The 19,501-nt window shown below is 64.8% G+C and carries 16 protein-coding genes and 1 tRNA gene; 9 read left to right on the top strand and 8 right to left on the bottom strand.

All coding sequences use genetic code 11. The annotated features are described in order from the left end of the window. The first annotated feature begins 33 nt into the window (after positions 1 to 33). The 4 genes from ACM0PK_RS03980 (at position 34) to ACM0PK_RS03965 (ending at position 5,049) form a co-directional block, all read left to right on the top strand. Positions 34 to 1,542, top strand: coding sequence for an alanine/glycine:cation symporter family protein (locus ACM0PK_RS03980; protein ID WP_005418815.1), 1,509 nt, complete (start codon positions 34 to 36; stop codon positions 1,540 to 1,542). Then, positions 1,543 to 2,376: a TrmH family RNA methyltransferase gene (locus ACM0PK_RS03975; protein WP_334271961.1), complete on the top strand. Its 834-nt coding sequence runs from the start codon at positions 1,543 to 1,545 to the stop codon at positions 2,374 to 2,376. It abuts the gene before it with no gap. Between the two features lie 182 nt (positions 2,377 to 2,558). Further along, positions 2,559 to 3,545 (top strand): hypothetical protein, encoded by a 987-nt coding sequence (locus tag ACM0PK_RS03970; RefSeq protein WP_414607385.1) that lies wholly within the window; start codon positions 2,559 to 2,561, stop codon positions 3,543 to 3,545. A 10-nt stretch (positions 3,546 to 3,555) separates the two neighbouring features. Continuing rightward, positions 3,556 to 5,049, top strand: coding sequence for an alanine/glycine:cation symporter family protein (locus ACM0PK_RS03965; RefSeq protein WP_414607384.1), 1,494 nt, complete (start codon positions 3,556 to 3,558; stop codon positions 5,047 to 5,049). Between the two features lie 85 nt (positions 5,050 to 5,134). Here the strand turns inward: ACM0PK_RS03965 and ACM0PK_RS03960 are convergent, their stop codons facing one another. From ACM0PK_RS03960 to ACM0PK_RS03945, 4 genes are all read right to left on the bottom strand, one after another. Next, on the bottom strand, positions 5,135 to 6,556 hold the full coding sequence (locus ACM0PK_RS03960; RefSeq protein WP_065179503.1) for a M28 family peptidase: 1,422 nt from the start codon (positions 6,554 to 6,556) through the stop codon (positions 5,135 to 5,137). Between the two features lie 244 nt (positions 6,557 to 6,800). After that, a complete protein-coding gene (gene mscL, locus ACM0PK_RS03955; protein ID WP_072167632.1) occupies positions 6,801 to 7,205 on the bottom strand; it encodes a large-conductance mechanosensitive channel protein MscL in 405 nt (134 codons plus the stop codon). A gap of 54 nt (positions 7,206 to 7,259) precedes the next feature. Continuing rightward, entirely contained in the window at positions 7,260 to 7,976 is a 717-nt protein-coding gene (locus ACM0PK_RS03950) for a fumarylacetoacetate hydrolase family protein (RefSeq protein ID WP_005418807.1), read from the bottom strand. Between the two features lie 75 nt (positions 7,977 to 8,051). Beyond that, entirely contained in the window at positions 8,052 to 8,333 is a 282-nt protein-coding gene (locus ACM0PK_RS03945; protein ID WP_005410817.1) for a hypothetical protein, read from the bottom strand. A 178-nt stretch (positions 8,334 to 8,511) separates the two neighbouring features. Between ACM0PK_RS03945 and ACM0PK_RS03940 the strand changes: the two genes are divergently transcribed. After that, entirely contained in the window at positions 8,512 to 8,847 is a 336-nt protein-coding gene (locus ACM0PK_RS03940) for a Rieske (2Fe-2S) protein (protein ID WP_414608057.1), read from the top strand. 377 nt (positions 8,848 to 9,224) lie between these two features. Here ACM0PK_RS03940 and ACM0PK_RS03935 read toward each other — a convergent pair whose 3' ends face one another. The 4 genes from ACM0PK_RS03935 to thiS form a co-directional block, all read right to left on the bottom strand. Beyond that, on the bottom strand, positions 9,225 to 11,072 hold the full coding sequence (locus tag ACM0PK_RS03935; RefSeq protein ID WP_414608058.1) for an SLC13 family permease: 1,848 nt from the start codon (positions 11,070 to 11,072) through the stop codon (positions 9,225 to 9,227). A gap of 27 nt (positions 11,073 to 11,099) precedes the next feature. Next, positions 11,100 to 11,834, bottom strand: a complete 735-nt coding sequence (gene trmB / locus ACM0PK_RS03930; protein WP_053501092.1) for a tRNA (guanosine(46)-N7)-methyltransferase TrmB — start codon at positions 11,832 to 11,834, stop codon at positions 11,100 to 11,102. Continuing rightward, complete coding sequence (locus ACM0PK_RS03925) at positions 11,834 to 12,628, bottom strand: thiazole synthase (RefSeq protein ID WP_414608059.1); 795 nt, start codon at positions 12,626 to 12,628, stop codon at positions 11,834 to 11,836. The genes trmB and ACM0PK_RS03925 overlap by 1 nt, the downstream gene beginning before the upstream one ends. A 117-nt stretch (positions 12,629 to 12,745) precedes the next feature. Further along, positions 12,746 to 12,946 carry a sulfur carrier protein ThiS gene (gene thiS / locus ACM0PK_RS03920; RefSeq protein WP_005418796.1) on the bottom strand — a complete coding sequence of 67 codons (201 nt, stop codon included), beginning with the start codon at positions 12,944 to 12,946 and terminating at the stop codon, positions 12,746 to 12,748. A 207-nt stretch (positions 12,947 to 13,153) separates the two neighbouring features. On the opposite strand from thiS, the gene ACM0PK_RS03915 reads away from it, so the two are divergent. The 4 genes from ACM0PK_RS03915 to ACM0PK_RS03900 form a co-directional block, all read left to right on the top strand. Beyond that, on the top strand, positions 13,154 to 15,007 hold the full coding sequence (locus tag ACM0PK_RS03915) for an autotransporter domain-containing esterase (RefSeq protein WP_053501089.1): 1,854 nt from the start codon (positions 13,154 to 13,156) through the stop codon (positions 15,005 to 15,007). A gap of 116 nt (positions 15,008 to 15,123) precedes the next feature. Beyond that, positions 15,124 to 15,197: transfer RNA gene (locus tag ACM0PK_RS03910), tRNA-Gly, on the top strand. A 124-nt stretch (positions 15,198 to 15,321) separates the two neighbouring features. After that, a complete protein-coding gene (locus ACM0PK_RS03905; RefSeq protein ID WP_049405652.1) occupies positions 15,322 to 15,540 on the top strand; it encodes a hypothetical protein in 219 nt (72 codons plus the stop codon). 484 nt (positions 15,541 to 16,024) lie between these two features. Further along, positions 16,025 to 19,501: SPM autocatalytic domain-containing protein (locus tag ACM0PK_RS03900; protein WP_495498511.1), on the top strand; the 3,477-nt coding region annotated here is incomplete at its 3' end.

Raw genomic sequence — 19,501 nt, 5'->3', positions numbered from 1 at the left:
GTCCTTACAACCCGCCGACTGGAGAGAGCGCGCGTGGAAGCAACCGTACACTTCATCAACAGCATCATCTGGAGCAAGGCACTGATCTTCGTGTGCCTGGGCGCCGGCCTGTTCTTCAGCCTGCGCACGCGCTTCATGCAGATCCGGGGGTTCCTCGAGATGTGCCGCCTCACCGTCAAGGGTGAGAAATCCGACGCCGGTGTGTCCTCGTTCCAGGCGCTGGCCATGTCGATGGCCGGCCGCATGGGTATCGGCAACATCGCCGGTGTGGCCACCGCCATCGCATTCGGCGGTCCCGGTGCGATCTTCTGGATGTGGGTGATGGGCTTCCTCGGCGCGTCCACCTCGTACGTGGAATGCACCCTGGCGCAGATCTACAAGACCAAGGACGCCGAAGGCCGCTACCGCGGTGGCCCGGCGTACTACATCGAAAAGGCCATGGGCCTGAAGTGGTATGCGCTGGCCTTCGCCATCGCCACGATCATCGCCGCAGGCTTCCTGATGCCGGGCGTGCAGGCCAACGCCATCGCCGACAGCATCATCAACGCCTGCCGTGGCACCGCGCTGTGCGGTCCGCTCGATGGCCAGGCCTTCGGCATGGAATCGGTGCAGGCGCTGAAGCTGGGGATCGGCATCGTGGTGGCGCTGCTGCTGGGCGTGGTGATCTTCGGTGGCGTCAAGCGCATCGCCAACTTCGCCGAGGTGGTGGTGCCGTTCATGGCCGCCGGTTTCATCCTGATGGCCATCATCATCATGATCATCAACTACGACCGCGTGCCGGAAATGTTCGGCATCATCTTCAAGAGCGCCTTCGGCACGCATGCCGCATTCGGCGCCATGATGGGCCTGGCGGTGGAGTGGGGCATCAAGCGCGGCATCTACGCCAACGAAGCCGGCCAGGGCTCTGGCCCGCACGCGGCGGCTGCCTCGGAAGTCTCGCACCCGGCCAAGCAGGGCTACGTGCAGGCCTTCGCGATCTACTTCGACACCATGATGGTGTGCACCGCCACCGCGTTCCTGATCCTGGCCAGCGGCACCTACAACGTGTACTCGCCGGTGGAGGGTGCCGCGCCGATCTTCCAAGGCCTGGCCGGTATTCCCGAAGGCGCCGGTTACGCCCAGGCCGGCGTGGAAGCGGTGCTGCCGGGCTGGGGTTCGGCGTTCGTATCGGTGGCCATCTTCTTCTTCGCCTTCACCACCATCATGGCGTACTACTACATGGCCGAGACCAACCTCAGCTATGTGAACCACAACAGGAAGCGGCCGCTGACCGTGCTGCTGCTGCGCCTGGGCATCATCGGCATGGTGGTGTTCGGCGCGTTCCACAATGCCACCCTGGCCTGGGCGCTGGGCGACATCGGCGTCGGCCTGATGGCCTGGCTGAACATCATCGCCATCCTCATCATCCAGAAGCCGGCGATGCTGGCCCTGCGTGACTACGAACGACAGAAGAAGCTGGGCCTGGATCCGGTGTTCGACCCTGATGCCCTGGGCATCAAGAACGCCGATTTCTGGCGCCAGCGCAAGCAGGAGAGTGTGTAAGTGAACAACCCTTGGAACAACCGCCGCCCGTCCGCCCGTCCGCCGCGCGCAACGCCGTTGCCGCGCCCGGAAGTGCCGGCAACGGGCGGTGGTGGGCGCGGTGGCAGCGATGAGCTGCGTCTGTACGGCCTGAATGCCGTGCTGGCTGCGTTCGAAGCGCGGCCGCAGGCGCTGCGCAAGCTGTACCTGCTGGAAGCACGCATCCCGCGCCTGCAGCCGCTGTTGAAGTGGTGCGTGGCCAACCGCGTGGGCTACCGCGTGGTTGAAGACGGCGATCTGAACAAGCTGGCCGGCACCACCCACCACGAAGGTGTGGTGGCCGACGTGCTGCGCGCCCCGGCACTGCCGCTGGCGCAGTGGCTGCAGCAGGTCGGTGACGGCCCGGCGCTGGCGCTGTGGCTGGATGGTGTGGGCAACCCGCACAACCTCGGCGCGATCCTGCGCTCGGCCGCGCACTTCGGTGCCAAGGCGCTGCTGTTGCCGGCCGGCAGCACGCTGGCCCTGTCCGGCGCCGCCGCGCGCGTGGCCGAAGGCGGTGCCGAAGCGGTGCCGCTGGTGCAGCTGCCGGAGACCGCTCAGGCAATGGCGCAACTGCGCGCAGCCGGTTTCGGCCTGGCCGCGACCCTGGTCGAGGGCGGGGATGACGTGTTCCGCGCGTCCCTGCCGGAGCGGCTGGTGTACGTGATGGGCGCCGAAGGCGAGGGCATGGACCGCAGCCTGGCGGGGGCGTGCGACCTGCAGGTCTCGATTCCCGGCAGCGGCGCGGTGGAGAGCCTGAACGTAGCCTCGGCCACGGCGGTACTGCTGGCGCAATGGGCCAGCCGTCGCGGCTGATCCGACCCCAGCGGCTCGCCATGTTCGGGGTCGGATCCCTTGCCGCAGGCGAGGGCTCTGACCCCTTCCGGGGCCGGCAATTGCGTCAAGCACGCATGATGTTTTGAAAGTTTCCTTATTGGTCAGCCGCTTCTGGCGACGCAGGGTGGAATTCCATCCCATGCTGTCCAGGAGTGGCTGTCATGCATCATCCTCGCCGTACCCTCGTCGCATTGCTGGTGCTGGCCAACGTCCTTGCCAGTGCCCACGCAGCGGCTGACGAACGCAGCCTTGACGGTGTCAACTTCACCGGCCCGCTGATCACCCCCAATCCGGCCGGCCTGCCGCAGGGCAACTGGTACATCGAACCCTATCTGGTGCGGATCGACAGTCGCGATCATTACGACGATGGCGGCCATCGCCGCCGCAGTGGGCAACGTAGCGGTGCATGGGCCACGGTGGTGCCGATCATCTATGGCTTCAGCGACCGGGTGATGGGCCAGGTCAATCTCAGTGCATCGCGCGCCGAACAGGGCAGCGCACGCAGCAGCGGTTTCCGCGCTGGCGATACCACCGCGCGCCTGCAGTACCTGCTGCAGGCGCCCAACGCCGATGGCACGCGCCCGGCCATCTCGGTCGCGCTGGTGCAGCGCTTCAGCACCGGCAGCCATGACCGCATCACCGGCAATCCGCTCGATGCGCAGGGCGACGGCGTGCAGCGCACCACCGCCGCGCTGGGCATGCAGCAGGTGGTGTGGCTGGGCAACGAGCGTCCGCTGCGCTGGCGTGCCCAGCTCAGCGCCGGGCCGGCGCCGTCGCGCACGGCGATTTCCGGGGCCAGCGTCTACGGCACCGATGACAGCTTCCAGGGCCACATCTCCCGCGGCTCGGTGCTGGGCCTGTCGGTGGGTGCCGAGTACAGCTTCAACTCGCGCTGGGTAGGTGTGATGGAAGTAGCCGCCAGCCGTGAGACCGGACAGCGCCTGAGTGGATTCGCGCGCAACGCAAGCGGTGCCTTCGAGCGTATCGACGAACATCGCCCGGCCAGCCGCAGCGTCACCCTGGCGCCGGCCGTGGAGTACCACTTCAGCCCGACGCTGGGCCTGATCGCCGGCGTGGAGTTCAGCGTGGCGGGCCGCAACACCAGTCGAATCGTCAGCCCCCAGGTTGCCCTGGGCATGTTCTTCTGAGGGGCCGCCGATGAACATCGAATCCATCGTCAACACGATCCTCGGCGTCGTCTGGAGCCCCTACCTGGTGGTGCTGTGCCTGCTCGCCGGCCTGTACTTCAGCGTGCGCACGCGCTTCATCCAGTTGCGTGCGTTGCCGGACATGCTGCGCCTGATGTTCCGCCATGAGCGCTCCGATGCCGGCGTGTCGCCGTTCCAGGCGTTGTCCATTTCGCTGTCAAGCCGCGTGGGCGTCGGCAACATCGCCGGCGTCGCCATGGCCATCGCCTTCGGCGGCCCCGGCGCGATCTTCTGGATGTGGATCGTCGCCTTCCTTGGCGCATCCAGTGCCTTCATCGAATCCACGCTCGCGCAGATCTACAAGGATCGCGACGGCAAGGGGCAGTACCGGGGCGGCCCGGCGTATTACATCGAAAAAGGCCTCGGCCAACGCTGGTATGCAGTGCTGTTCGCACTGGTGACGGTGCTGGCGGGCGCGATGCTGGCTGGCACCCAGTCCAATGCGATCACCAGCGCGGTGAACGAAGCCTGGGACGTCCCGGTGATGACCACCACCGCGGTTCTGCTGGTGGTGCTGGGTGCCATCCTCATCGGCGGTGTGCGGCGCATTGCGCGCGTGGCCGAATGGGTGGTGCCGCTGATGGCCGTGGCCTACCTGCTGGTTGCGGCGCTGGTGATGGTGCTCAACGCGGACAAGGTGCCGGAGGTGATCATGCTGGTGCTGCGCAGTGCATTCGGCGTGGACGCAGCGTTCGGCGTGATGATCGGTACCGCTATCCAGTGGGGCGTGCGTCGCGGCGTGCTGTCCAACGAGGCCGGCATGGGCAGTGGTGCGCATCCGGCCGCCGCCGCGGAAGTCTCGCATCCGGTCAAGCAGGGCCTGGTGCAGTCGTTCTCGGTCTACATCGACACGATGGTGGTGTGCAGTGCGACCGCCTTCCTGATCCTGTCCACCGGCCTGTACAACGTCTACGACCCGGCGGTGAACGGCATTCCGGATGAGGCGCGCCTGTTACTGGGCAATCTGCCGGGTGTCGAGGCCGGGCCACGCTTCGTGCAGCATGCGGTGGAATCCGCGCCCCCGGGCTTCGGCCGTTCGTTCGTAGCGCTGGCGATCCTGCCGTTCGCGTTCACCACCATCCTCGCGCTGTACTACATGGCCGAGACCAACGTCAGTTATCTGTGCCGCGATCGGCCGACGCCGTGGGTGATGGGCAGCTTCCAGCTGCTGTTCCTGGCAGCGACCGGGTACTCGGCGGTGAACAGTGCAACGGTGGCCTGGTCGCTGGGTGACATCGGCGTCGGCCTGATGAGCTGGTTGAACATCATCGCCATCCTGCTGCTGCAGAAACCGGCCTTGGCGGCGCTGCGTGACTACGAGCAGCATCGCCAGGCCGGCAAGGATCCGCTGTTCAACCCGAAACTGCTGGGCGTGCGCAACACCAGCGTGTGGGAAGGCTGGCAGGATCTGGGTCAGAGCCCTCGCCAAGGGCGAGGGCTCTGATCCACGCCATTGCCCGGTGGGTGCGAACCGTGGTTCGCACCACTTTTCCCGCTGCGCTCGCCGGGCATGGCCCGACGCTACAGCATCATTCGTTCGGCGGCGTGGTCGCCTTGGCCTCGCTGCCGAAGCTGCCATCCGCTTCCGCCGCCAGGTAGGCGAACACGGTGTACGCGGCTACGTTCTGCGCCAGTGCCTTCGGGTCGATCTTGTCCAGCGTGTCGTCGGCGGTGTGGTGCAGGTGGAAGTAGTCCGAGCCATCCTGCGCCAGCCACGCCCACGCACCGCCCTTGGCGGCCAGTGGGCCGACGTCCGGGCCCGGGCCACCCTTGTCGGCCTGGTACTCGATGCCCAGCGGCTTCATCACTTCGGCAATCTGCTTCGTCGCTTCACGCGAGCCGTCCGGATTCGGCGAACCGGTATTGAAGGCGTAGATGCGGCCTGCGCCGAAATCGCTCTCGGCGGCCAGCTGGTGCAGGGCCACGTCCTTCGCGTGCGCTTCGGCATAGGCCTTGCCGCCATACAGCCCCTGTTCCTCATTGGCGAAGGCGATCACGCGGATGGTGCGCTTCGGTGCCTGCTTGAGCTGGCCGATCAGGTGGCCGGCGGCCATGGTGATGCCCACGCCCGCGCCGTCATCCACCGCGCCAGTGCCCAGGTCCCACGAATCCAGGTGACCGCCGATCACCACCACTTCCTTCGGCAGGCTGCGGCCGGTGATCTCGCCGATCACGTTGTAGGAGGTGGCGGTGCCATCCCAACCGCAATCCAATGCCATCTTCACCGTGGTGCTGCCACGCGCCAGCAGGCGGGCCAGCTGGTCGGCATCGGGCACCGACAGCGCGGCCGACGGCACTGGGGTCAGGCCCTCATCGAAACGGGTGATGCCGGTGTGCGGCACGCGGTGCGAGTCGGTACCGGCCGAGCGCATGAGGAAACCGACCGCGCCCTTGCGGATCGCTTCGGACGGCCCCTTGCTGCGGATCGCACCGCCGCGGCCGTAATCGCGGCCATCGCGGAACGGCAGCATCTGGTAATCGACGAAGGCGATCTTGCCCTTCAGCGAACCCGCCGGTGCGGCCTGCAGCGCGGCCAGGTCGGCGAAGCGCACCACCTCGGCTTCCACGGTGCCGCCTGGGCTGCCGCCCAGCGCAGTGATCTGCAGCGGCTGCGGGTTCCTGCCGGTCACGGCGGCGTGTTCACTGCGCCGCTCCCACTTCGGGAATGTCACCGGCTCCTTCCACACCTTGTCGAAACCGAGGGCCTTGAACTTGGCTTCGGCCCAGGCCACGGCGCGGGCGTCGGCTTCGCTGCCGGCGATGCGCGGACCGATCTCGGTGGTGAGCGACTCGACAACCTTCCAGCCGGTGTCATCGGCCAGCGCCTGGTCGCGCAGCTGTGCGGCGGTGGCCAGCGACGCCGGGGGCAGGGTAGTGGTGTGCGGCGCCGCGAAGGCCGGGGCGGCCAGCAGGGCGAGGGAGGATGCGATGGCAAGGACGCGGCGACGCATGGACAACTCCGGGAAGGGACCTAAGCCTTGGAGCTTAACAGTCGTTCAGCCCGGCGCATGGGCGGGAGGTCATGGCTGGCGCGAACGCTGTTTTCCGCCATGACCGGCAAAGCGAAAGCCCCGCCGGGGCGGGGCTTTCGCCTGCTTCTGCAGAGCCGAGCCAATGCTCGGCTGCCTTTTGCAGATCAGCCGAGCGTGGGCTCGGCTCTACAGATGGGAGGGGCGCCCATAGGCGCCCGATACCTCATTTCTTCAGGCTGTCGCGGATCTCGCGCAGCAGCACCACTTCTTCGGCCGGCGCCGCCGGGGCAGCTTCCTTCTTGCGAGACAGCCGGTTGATCGCCTTGACCACGATGAAGATCGCGAAAGCCACGATCACGAACTGGATGACGGTGTTGATGAAGTCGCCGTAGCCAACCACCACCGCCGGGATCTCCTTGCCATCCGGTCCGATCCGGGCTGGCGACAACGTCCAGGCCAGGCTGGAGAAATCCACGCGCCCGATCAGGTAGCCCAGCGGCGGCATGATGATCTTCTCGACCAGCGCCGTCACGATCTTGCCGAAGGCCGCGCCGATCACCACGCCGACGGCGAGGTCGATGACGTTGCCGCGCATAGCGAATTCCTTGAACTCGGTGAGCATTCCCATTGTTGTTTTTCTCCGGTGGGGAAGTGGACAGCGCGCAGGGTAGCGCAGGTGATGTCAGCCGGCGATCACGCCGTGGCGCTCGGCCACGTTTTCAAGGCGGGCACTGAAGCGGTCGCCGGGCTTCAACGCAGCCACCCCGGACGGGGTGCCCATGAACACCAGGTCGCCGGCACGCAGCTGCCACAGCTTGGACAGCTCATGCAGGATCTCCGGCACGTTCCAGATCATCTGGTCGAGCAGTGCCTGCTGGCGCACTTCGCCGTTGACCTCCAGCGACAGGTTCAGCGCGGCCAGGTCGCCGACTTCCTCGGCGTGGACGATTTCGCTGATCGGCGCGGAGGCGTCGAAGCCCTTGGCCGCGTCCCACGGGTGGCCCTTGTCCTTGGCCGCGGCCTGCAGGTCGCGGCGGGTCAGGTCCAGGCCGACGGCGTAACCATAGACCAGCGCATCGGCGTCGGCCACGGCCAGCTCGCCGGTGGGCGCATCGCGCCCGATCGCCACCACCAGTTCCACTTCGTGGTGCAGGTTGGCGGTTGCCGGCGGGTAGGGGATGGCATCGTCGTGGCCGACCACGATCGCATCGGCCGGCTTGCTGAAGAACATCGGGCGGCCGCGGTCATCGGCGGCCGGCACCGCCGCGCCCATTTCGCGGGCGTGGTCGGCGAAATTGCGGCCGACGCAGTAGATGCGGTGCACGGGGAAGCTGCCGCCACCGGCTACCGGTACACGCGGCAGGGCTACGGCAGGGATCACATCGGAGACATCGGACATGCGGGCATCCAGGAAGGGCGTGCCCACAGTCTAGAACGCATGGCGCCCGCCGTCAGCGGGCGCGGAAGGCCTGGATCAGCGCGAGGCCGGCAACACCGGCTTGCGCACCACGCGATACTCGCCTTCAACCACGGTCGGGTCAACCGGACGCGCAACGCCCGGCTTGCGCGAAGCCAGCAGCTTCCACGCCAGGCCGACCAGGATCATCGCCGCGCCAACGAACACACCGATGAACACCATCGCCGCCAGGATCGCCAGGCCAAGCAGGCCCACGGCGACGCGCACCAGCGGATGACGCGGCTTACGCGGCGCGAACAGGGTGCGGAACTGGTTGAAGGCGGATGCGCGATTGAACATGGCGGCTCGATAGGCTGGGATCAGCGAAAACAGAGTATCGGGACGCGCCACTGTCATTGAGTGAAAAACTCGTTAAATATAGCCTGTGCTTATTACGGATCAATGACTTGTGTTCATGTCGCAGCCAGTCACCTGAGCAGGCATGCGACAATTCCGGTTTACCGTCCGAGCCTTCGCCATGACTATCGCTGCTGCCCTGATCTCCCTTGATGCCATTGCCGATGGCGCGTTTGCCGAGGTCGAAGCGGTGGTCGATGGCGATGCCGAATCGCTGGTGCTGTACCGCGACGGCGCGCAGGTGCGCGCGTTCCTGAACATCTGCCCGCACGCTGGCCGCCGCCTGGACTGGGCCCCAGGCCAGTTCCTGAAGAGCCGTGAGGGCCACCTGGTATGCGCCGCGCATGGCGCCTCGTTCACGCTGGACAGCGGCGACTGCATCGCCGGCCCGTGCAAGGGTGACCGCCTGCGCGCGGTGCCGGTGGACGTGCGCGACGGGCAGGTTTACCTGGCTTGAGGCAACGGTGTGCGAACCAAGGTTCGCACCCACAGGATCAATGGGTATCCGCATCAATGGGTATCCAGAGATTCATCCACGCATGGCGTGGATCTACGGTCTCGACCAAGGTCGACAGCTACCAGAGCGAGATCGGTGCCGACCAACGGTCGGTACCCAGCACCAGCCGCGTGAAACTGTCGAAGGCGGGGTGGGTCCGGTTGCGGGGGCGTGAGCCGCATGGATGCGGCGACCGAGCTTACAGGGACGTACTTGCAGCGTCCCCCGCAACCGGACCTACCCCGCCATCCCACGGAATGCACGTTGTTGCTGTTGCTGTTGCTGTTGCTTCGGCTTCCGCGGGTGCAGGGCGCAGCCCTGCCAACAAACCCCAACCCTCAGAACATCAGGTTGATCATCAGCACCACCACACAGGTGTAGATCAGCGACAGTGGGCCGCCGACCCGCCACATCTCGCGCGGGGTGTAGTTGGCCGGGCCAGTGATCATCGAGATCACCGGGTTGGAGGCTGTCATCAGGTTGTTGGACGCCGACAGCGCCACGATCAGCGCGAACGCGGTCGGGTTGCCCCCCGCTGCCAGTGCCAGGTTCACCGCGATCGGCACCATCACGATGGTCGCACCCACATGGCTGATCACCAGCGAGAACGCCGTGGTCAGCAGCGCCAGCGCCACCTCCAGCACCCACACCGGAATGCCGGTCGGCAGCTTGTCGATGGTATGGCCGGCCACCCACGCGGCCGCGCCGCTGGAATCCATCGCCCAGCCGAGCGGAATCAGCCCGGCCATCATGAAAACCGTCTTCCAGTTGATCGAGGCATACGCCTCGTCCATGCGCAGCACGCCGGTCAGCAGCATGCCGGCCACGCCGGTCATCAGCGTCAGCGCCACCGGCAGCTTGCTGGTCAGCGCGATCAGGATGGTCAGCGCGAAGATCGCCATCGCAATCTTGAACTTGTGCGGGCGCTGCTCGCCGGTCGGGTAATCGGTCACTACCACGAAGTCACGGCTGCGCGCGGCCTGCGCCAGGTCGGTCCAGATGCTGTGGAACACCAGCATGTCGCCGGCGCGCAGCTGCACGTCGCGCACGTCCTCGCGGATCACCTGCTTGTCGCGGTTGATCGCCAGCAGGCTGATGCCGCGCTCCTTGCGCAGGCGCAGATCGGCCGCACTCTTGCCGATCACGTTCGAGGTCGGTGGCACCACTGCCTCGGAAATGCCGGCACGGCTGGGGTTGAACAGGTCACCCAGGTGCTTCAGGCGAGAGGACATGCGCAGGAACTGGTTCTGCGCGAAGTCGCTGATCTGCTGGCGTGGGCCCATCGCACCAAGCACGCTGCCGACCCAGATGCGCATCTCCGCCGGCGGTGCCAGGCGGGTGTCGTTGCCGGTCTTCAGGGCCAGCAGCAGCGGCGCATCGTGCAGGGTCTCGGCCTCGCCCAGGGTCATGCCCACCAGCGGGCTCTCGGCGGTCACCACCAGCTCGAACACATCGCCTTCGATGCCATAGGTCTTGGCGAAGTAGCTCTCGGTGCGCGCCGGGGTGACCCCGTCATTGACCAGGCTTTCCTCTTCGATCAGCTTGCGGTCGCCGTAGTAGCGGAAGTACAGCAACGAAGCGATCAGCAACGCCACACCGATGGGCAGCGGCGCGAACATGCGCAGCGGCTCGATGGTGGCCAGGCCGGAAGGTAGGTTGTTGTTGGCCGAGGCCAGCAGATCGTTCAGCAGGATCAGCGGCGAATTGCCGACCATGGTCAGCGCGCCGCCCATCACGATCGCCGCCGAGATCGGCAGCAGCAGGCGCTGCATCGTCAGCCCGGTGCGCGCCGCCAGTCGCGAGGCGACCGGCAGATACAACGCCATCACCGACGGGTTCTGCATGAAGGACGAGTTCAGGCCGGCGATGGCGGTGGTCATCATCAGCAGCCGTTGCTCGACGCCGTGGCCGCGCCGCAGCAGCCAGGCCGCCAGCCGGTTCAGCGCCCCGGTGCGGTCCAGGCCCGCACCGAGGATGGTGGTGGCGATGATGCTCATCACCGCGTTACCGGAGAAACCGCCGAAGATCTCCTCCGGCGCGATCAGGCCGGTGACACCAAGCACCACCAGCACCACCAGCGCGACCACGTCGGCGCGGATGCGCTCGAACAGGAACATCGCCATCGTGAAGCCGACCAGCCCGAGCACGACCTTCATGTCGTTGGTCAGCGTCAGCGCGGTATCCATGTGGGGCGCGGCGTCCTCAGGCGATCGTCAGGTGCGGTCGTACAACAGGTCCCAGACGCCGTGGCCGAGCTTCTGGCCGCGGGTCTCGAAGTGCGTCTGCGGGCGCCAGTCCGGGCGCGGCACGCTGCCCCGCGGGCCGGCGCGGTTGACCAGGCCGGCGGTGGCGTCGAGCACGTCCCACATCTGCTCGGCGTAGTCTTCCCAGTCGGTCGCGCAGTGCAGGCGGCCCCCCGGGCGCAGCTTGCGCACCAGCAGTTCGGCGAATGCCGGCTGCAGCAGGCGGCGCTTGTTGTGGCGCTTCTTGTGCCATGGGTCCGGGAAGTAGATGCGCACTTCATCGAGCGCGCCGTCGGCGATCTCGTTCTGCAGCACTTCCACCGCGTCGTGGTGGTACAGGCGCACGTGGTCGGCATTGTCCTCGGCCAGCGCGTTCAGCAGCCGGCCCACGCCCGGGGCGTGCACCTCGATGCCGATGTAGTCGCGCGATGGGTCGTGCTGGGCCGCGAAGCGCAGCGCGGCACCATTGCCGAAGCCGATCTCCAGCACCTTGTGTGCCGGGCGGCCGAAGGTGGCGTCCAGGTCACGCGGCTGGCCGTTGTAATCGATGCCGAAGCGCGGCCAGCGTTCGTCGAATGCGCGCTGCTGGGCGGGAGTGAAACGGCCCTGGCGCAACACGAAGCTGCGCACCTCGCGGCGGCCCTCGCTCACGGTGAAGGGCTTGGGCGGGGCCTTGGAACCGGCGCTGTCAAAAGGATTGGTCATCAGCCGATCAGCCCGTCCACCGGCGAGGAGGCGCTGGCGTAGCGCTTGCGCGGGATGCGCCCGGCCAGGAAGGCCTCGCGGCCGGCCTCGACCGCCTTGCGCATCGCGCTGGCCATCAGCACCGGGCTGCGCGCACCGGCAATGGCCGTGTTCATCAGCACGCCGTCGCAGCCCAGCTCCATCGCGATCGCCGCGTCCGACGCGGTACCCACGCCGGCATCAACGATGATCGGCACCTTGGCGTCTTCGATGATCTGCAGCAGGTTGTACTTGTTCTGGATGCCCAGGCCCGAACCGATCGGCGCGGCCAGCGGCATCACCGCAGCGCAGCCGATCTCTTCCAGGCGCTTGGCCAGGATCGGGTCGTCGGAGGTATAGACCATCACCTCGAAACCGTCCTTGATCAGCTGCTCGGCGGCCTTGAGAGTCTGCATCACGTCCGGGTACAGGGTCTTCTGGTCGCCCAGCACTTCCAGCTTGGTCAGGTTGTGGCCGTCCAGCAGCTCACGGGCCAGGCGGCACGTACGCACCGCGTCCTCGGCGGTGTAGCAGCCGGCGGTGTTGGGCAGGATGGTGAAGCGCTCCGGCGGCAGCACGTCCAGCAGGTTCGGCTCGCCCGGGTTCTGCCCGATGTTGGTGCGGCGGATGGCCACGGTCACGATCTGGGCACCAGCGGCCTCGGTCGCCAGGCGGGTTTCTTCCAGGTCCTTGAACTTGCCGGTGCCGGTCAGCAGCCGCGAGCCATAGGTCTTGCCGGCGATCACCAGCGAATCGGGGTAGACATGAACGTTCATGGCGCGATTATCGCTTATCCGCCTGAAGATGGGGTCACGTAGAGGGCGGGGTCGAGCGTGGGGTCAGATCCCTTTGCCACCGGCAAAGGGATCTGACCCCTGAAGACCCGCGCAGCCTCAACCCCCACCCAGCGCGTGCACGATCTCCACCACGTCGCCCTCGGCCAGGACGTGCTCGCCATGGCGGCTGCGGCTGACGATCTCGCCGTTGACCTCGACCGCGACCCGGCGTTGCAGCAACTGCTCGGCCTGCAGCAGATCGTGGAGGGTCGCCGAGGCGGGCAGGGTACGGGGTTCGCCGTTGAGCTGGATGTTCATCGCCGCATTGTCGCCTATGGCCTTCGCGGATCGGAACACTTGCAAATTGCCTCGGCCGCCAGCCCCGGCACAGCGTTGTCCGATGCTGCCGGGCGACAATCCATGCGGCGGCGCAGCGTGAGCAAAACGCGGCGCAGTGAAACCATTCACCGTGCGCCGGCGTACGTCCGCCGGGTCCTCAACGATATCCCCACAGGAGTTTCTTACATGCTGCTCAGCAAACGCCCGATCCGCTCCCTGATGGCGGCCGCGATCGCGCTGGCCGCGGTTCCGGCCATGGCAGGCGAATCCCCGTATTCCAAGGCCGTGTTCTTCGGCGACAGCCTGACCGATGCCGGCTATTTCCGCCCGCTGCTGCCGGCCGATGTGCGTCCGGTCACCGGCCAGTTCACCACCAACCCGGGTTGGGTGTGGTCGCAGCAGGTCGCCAACTACTATGGCCTCAATGGCGCCGCCAACGGCAACGGCCAGAGCGGTGACAACTACGCAGTCGGCGGTGCCCGCGTGTCGGTGGACGAGGCCGGTGGCCTGGGCGTGATTCCGTCGCTGAAGTCGCAAGCAACCCGCTACCTTGCCGCGAACGGTGGCAAGGCTGACGGCAACGCCCTGTACACCGTATGGGGAGGCGCCAATGATCTGTTCGCGGCCACCCGCGCGGCGGCAGGTGGCGCGTCGCAGGCCCAGGTGCAGGGCATCATCGGCGCAGCGGTCACCGACCAGATCGCGCTGGTGGGTGCGCTGAAGCAGGCCGGCGCCCAGTACGTGCTGGTACCGAACCTGCCGGATGTGGGCATCACCCCACAGTTCCGCGGCCCCAATGCCGCCGCCGCCACCGCACTGTCGGCCGGCTACAACAAGGCCCTGTACGGTGGCCTGAAGCAGGCGGGCATCGAGTTCATTCCGCTCGATACCTTCAGCATCCTGCGTGAAGTGACCGCCAACCCGGGCATGTACGGCTTCACCAACGTCACCAGCACCGCCTGCAAGATCGATCCGGCCAACTCGACGCAGAGCATCCTGACCTGCAACCCGACCAGCTACGTCAGCCCGGATGCGGCCAACACCTACCTGTTCGCCGATGGCGTGCACCCGACCACCGCCGGCCATCAGCTGCTGGGCCAGTACGCCGTGTCGGTGCTGGAAGCGCCGCGCCTGCAGCAGGTGCTGAGTCACTCGGCGCAGACCATCGGCCGCTCGCGCGCCGACCAGGTCAGCATGCACCTGGGCGGCCGTCCGGCTGACGGCCTGTCCTGGTGGGGGGGCGTGCGGGGTGACCTGCAGCGCTACGACCACGCCGACCTGTACGACGGGCTGGCCCCGGCCGGCCTGTTCGGTATCGACTGGGCACGCGACGGCATGGTGTTCGGCGGCTTCGCTGGTTTCGGTCGCCTCAACGCCGACTTCGGCAACAACCGCGGCGACTTCACCCAGAAGGACACCTCGGCCGGTCTGTTCGCTGGCTGGTACGGCGACCGCATCTGGGTGAACGGTCAGGTCAGCTACACCTGGCTGTCCTATGACGTGAACCGCAAGGTCCAGCTGGGCCCGGCCACCCGTGAGCATGGTGGTTCGCCGGACGGCAGCAACCTGACCGCCGCCCTGAACGCCGGTTACGAGTTCGGCACCGAAGGCGGCTTCCGTCACGGCCCGATCGCTTCGGTGATCTGGCAGAAGGTGAAGATCGACGGTTACACCGAAAGCGCCGCGGCCGGCACGCTGGCAACCGCACTGGGCTACGACCGCCAGAATGTCGATTCGACCGTCGGCCGCATCGGCTGGCAGGCCCGCTTCGATGGCGGCACCCTCAAGCCGTACGCGCAGGTGACCTACGACCACGAGTTCGAGGACACCAAGCAGGCCAGCGCCTGGCTGCAGACCCTGCCTGAACTGGGCAGCTACCGCGTGCCAGGCCTGAAGTTCGACAAGAACTACGCCACCGTCGTGCTGGGTGCCCGCACCGAACTGTTCGGGCTGCAGAGCAACTTCGGCCTGAGCGCGTCGACCGGCCAGAAGCGCGCGCAGGACGCCACCCTGTTCGCCAACTTCAGCGGCACGTTCTAAGCAGCAACCGCCGGGGTCGGATCCCTTTCCGCAAGGAAAGGGCTCTGACCCCTCGCGGATGCGGTGGCCGCCATTGCGCAACACCGGCCCAACCGCATAGACTTTCACCGCGCACTGCGGGCGTAGCTCAATGGTAGAGCTGTAGCTTCCCAAGCTACTGACGTGGGTTCGATTCCCATCGCCCGCTCCAATCACGCCACGCGTGTAGACAGAAGGCCGCTCATCAGCGGCCTTCTTCATTTCTGATTAGTTTCATATCCACGGCCATACGCGCCCGGTTAGCGTTGCCGCATTTCCTACACGGAACGCAGCGCATGGAAACGAAGGACGACGTCGTCGGCAGCCTTCATGAGATCTACAGGAACTCTGGCGCCGGCACCTCCCGCCAGCTGGAGGCAGTGCGCGCACTGGGTCGCGCCGGTGGGCCGAAGGCCGCGCAGCTTCTGTGGCAGATCTATGAGGGGACCTCGGCCGGATCGGTCACGCAGATGGCCTGCATCGCAGCGCTGGGTGAATCCGCGCGCGGGTTCTGAGCTGGCATCGCGCGGTACGTGGACAGCGCTGAATGGGTCTCCATCCGAATATCAATCTGAATCGCCATGTCCTGCGAGTACTCTGAAGCAGGAACTGGTCGGCTGTTGGAATTTTGTCCCAATCGCTCGCCCCCCCGCATATGAGTCCCGATCGTGCTGGGGCTTCTTGATTGATGCTCTGATTGCTTGATTGCCGGGTCATCCCGGAAGAATTTCTCCGGGTATACATGTGCGCGGCTCGCCGACATGCTGCCGTCGTTGACACCAATTTTCGGCTCTGCCACGCTCGCCGATCGTTGGTTAACCGCGAGCATGGACGGGGGGGCGCGGCTGCAACTGCAGCCTCTTAGACTGAAGTCGGAAGGTTGGATCGTGCGATCCGAACGGTGCCGACCTCTGCACGCTATCAAGCAAAGTGGATGCTGGTGTTGGAAATCCACGACGAGTCAATCAGGACGTAACAACCGCTAAAGGAAGATAGGCAATGGCGTCAAAGATCAATGGCTTCAATTTCGAGTACGACGGTAGCTCGATTACCTTGACCTACAAGCACGGGGAGCTAGGGGGGAAGGCCACATTCGATGTGGAAGGGGCATCTGCCTCCGTGAGCCACGGCCGAGGGTCAGTAGGGGCATCCTCTGACTATGCCTACTCGACCGATAGCGGATTTGTCGTCTCTGGGCAGGCTGTAACGCTGGGGCTACGGACGCCAAGTGGCGCTGAGATCGGCTTGAAGTTGACTCCCAATGGCGAGTTCAGGCCTCACCCGACGGATCCGTTTGCTCCGCCGATTCCTTCCGCCCAGGTCGATCTGACTTTGGACGGGAAGATGCTCGGCAGTTACGACATCCCGCTTTACGAAGATTTCACGATGGATGATCTTTTCGATCCGGAGCTTGGGGGCCTCGGGTCGCACGGGTTGCTTGGCGACGCGTACGGCTTCCTGCGTCATCGCGATCGCGAGATCAATGACCAATATCGGGATGCGACGGGTGAGAATTTCCAGGATGCCAAGGGCTGGACCCGCCCGGTTGATCCACTGGTCCTGGATCTCGATGGCGATGGTATCGAGACCGTTGCGGCGAATGGTCGTGTGCTGTTTGACCACGAAGGCAACGCGGTGCGTGAGGGTACGGGTTGGATCAGTGCAGACGACGGCATGCTGGTGCTTGATCGCAATGGAAATGGCACGATTGACGATGGTTCTGAGCTTTTCGGTGATCACACGCCGGGAGCTGGGCTCGCACCGGGACAGAGTTCATCGCGATCTGCAGGGCTGCGTGCGCTGGCGACGCTGGATCAGAATGGTGATGGCCGAGTGGATGAATCCGACGAGGCCTTCGCATTGCTTCAGGTTTGGCGGGACTTAAACCAGGATGGTGTAAGTCAGGTGAATGAGCTGTTCTCATTGCGGGATCTCGGCATCCGCAGTATTTCGGTTGACGCTACTTCAACGCAGAACCAGAGTCTTGGAAACGGCAACACAGTTGACAGCTATGGCAGTTTCGAGCGTATCGATGGTACCTCGGGGATTACCGCGGATCTGTTGCTGGCGTCCAATAATTTTCATCGCGACTTTTTGGAAAAGGTACCACTGAGCGATCTTTCACAGCGGGTAGCCAATCTTCAAGGGTCTGGCATGGTGCGCGATCTGCGGGAGGCCGTCAGTCTCAACCCGGGCATCTTTGATCTCATCAACAAGATCGATTCCACCTATTCTCGCAGCCAGGCTCTGCATGCGTTGGACGAGGTGCTGCTGGCTTGGTCCAGCACGTCAAGCATGAAGTCAAGCCTCGAATATCAGCAGGCCGGTGTCGATCGTCCAAGGTTGACCGTCAAGGGCCTTCTTTTGGATTGGGGGACCGCAGACATCTCACAGATTCTCTCTATTCTTGAGAAGTTCAATGGTGAACTGTTCTTTGAGGTGCGTGACGAAGGGCTGTTCACAAAGAACAGGTCGTGGCAGCCGGTTAAGATTGATGGGGAATGGCGTTTTGATGTCGATCTCTCGCAGCCTCAGACTACTCATCTGCTGAAAAGCTATGAGGCACTGAAGATGGGCTTGTATACGGCCATCATGCTCGACACGCGCTTGCGCGACTATGCCCAGGATCTCAGGTTTGGACTCAATGAAGATCTTGAAGTGGTCGTCGACACGGGCGCGGCGGTTAAGCGCCTGATGGATAAGCTGCGGGTGGAAGGTTCCGCGGCGGCGGTGGAGGATTTGCTTGATCTCCGCAGCCTTGCCGCATACATGCCACTGGATTGGAACTGGGTGGATGTACTCGAGGAGATGGGCGCGCGCGCGCCCGATGCGGATGAATTCACCGCGGTTGCAAACCGGCTCCTCGGTGTGCTGAATGGTATTGCTGCTGTGGGAGGTGCCGCCGACGACGTCATTCTAGGCACGTCGGGAGACGATGTGCTTGATGGCGGCGATGGTAATGACGAAATTCGGGGCGGAGCAGGGAATGACTTGATCGAAGGCGGGAAAGGTAGCAACACCCTGTATGGGGGGGGTGGAAATGACACGTTGAGTGTCCACTTTGGAGCTGACAAGAATTTCCTGGCCGGCGGTGCTGGCGATGATGTTCTGATTGGCAGCGCGAAGAGTGATACCTACCTGTTCAATAAGGGGGATGGCCACGACACGATCGTGGAAACAGCCCAATACAGTGTCGTTTCGATTGACACACTCGTTTTTGGCGTTGGTCTGAGGGTTCAGGATCTCAAGGTTCTGCGTGAGGGGCGCGATATCCTTCTCTTGTTCGGAGAAGGAGAGGACTCAGTTCGGTTGAAGGATTGGTTGACCGAAAGCCTGCAGGAGGCGCGCTATGCTGGAATTGAGCGATTCCTCTTTGCAGACGGAACTGAATGGTCCCCCGAACTCATCAGGGCGCAGGTGACTACGCTGGGGTCGGATGGTGATGACGTCATTGATGGTTGGTTGGGCAACGATTTGATTCGCGGTGGCGCTGGCAATGACCTGATCGATGGTGGCGGCGGTACCAATGAGCTTTACGGTGAAGCGGGTAATGACACGCTGAAGGTTCACTTCCTTGCCGACAAGAACATTCTGGCCGGTGGCGTCGGCAACGATACGTTGATCGGCAGCAGCAAGAGCGATACCTACCTGTTCAACAAGGGCGATGGTCACGACACGATCGTGGAAACCAGCCAGTACGCCAGCGACTCGGTTGATACGCTGGTGCTGGGCGAAGGCCTGTCCGCCACCGATGTGCGGGTTCTGCGCGAAGGACGTGATGTGGTGCTGAGCTTTGGCGGCGGCAGTGACACGGTGCGGCTGAAGGACTGGCTGACCAGTTCACTGGGCGAGAACACGTCGGCCAGCATCGAGAAGCTGGTATTTGCCGATGGTACCCAGTGGACGGCAGCCAACATCCGAGCTCGGTTGACGAGCTATGTCGGTGACACTGGTGGTGCGTTTACAGGATGGCAGGGTGACGACCTGATCCTGGGCGGAGAAGGCGACGATGTCATTGACGGTGGACTGGGCAGCAACGAGCTGCACGGTGGCGCCGGCAATGACACGCTGAGCGTGGTGGCAACCTCCGACCGCAACATCCTGGCCGGTGGTATCGGTAACGACACGTTGATCGGTAGCATCAGGAGCGATACCTACCTGTTCAACAAGGGCGATGGTCATGACACGATCGTGGAGACCGGCCAGTACGCCAGCGACTCGGTTGATACGCTGGTGCTTGGAGAGGGGCTGCGATCAGGTGATGCACGCTTCCTCAGGCAGGGCAATGATCTTCAGCTGAGCTTCGCTGAAGAGGCCGACTCGGTTACTTTCAGCGGTTGGTTTGGCTCCATCGGTGCACAGATCGAGGTCCTGAGTTTTGCAGATGGCCGGACTGTGGGTAACGTCGAGTTGAATAGTCTGATTGCGGCAATGGCACAGAGTGGGTCCGCCGCAGCACTCACGCCATCGGCTATT

The organism is Stenotrophomonas sp. FR010 (genome assembly GCF_047520755.2).
Classification (GTDB): Bacteria; Pseudomonadota; Gammaproteobacteria; order Xanthomonadales; family Xanthomonadaceae; genus Stenotrophomonas; species Stenotrophomonas sepilia.
Note: the sequence above shows the minus strand (reverse complement) of the source record. Positions and strands in the feature narration are given on the sequence as shown.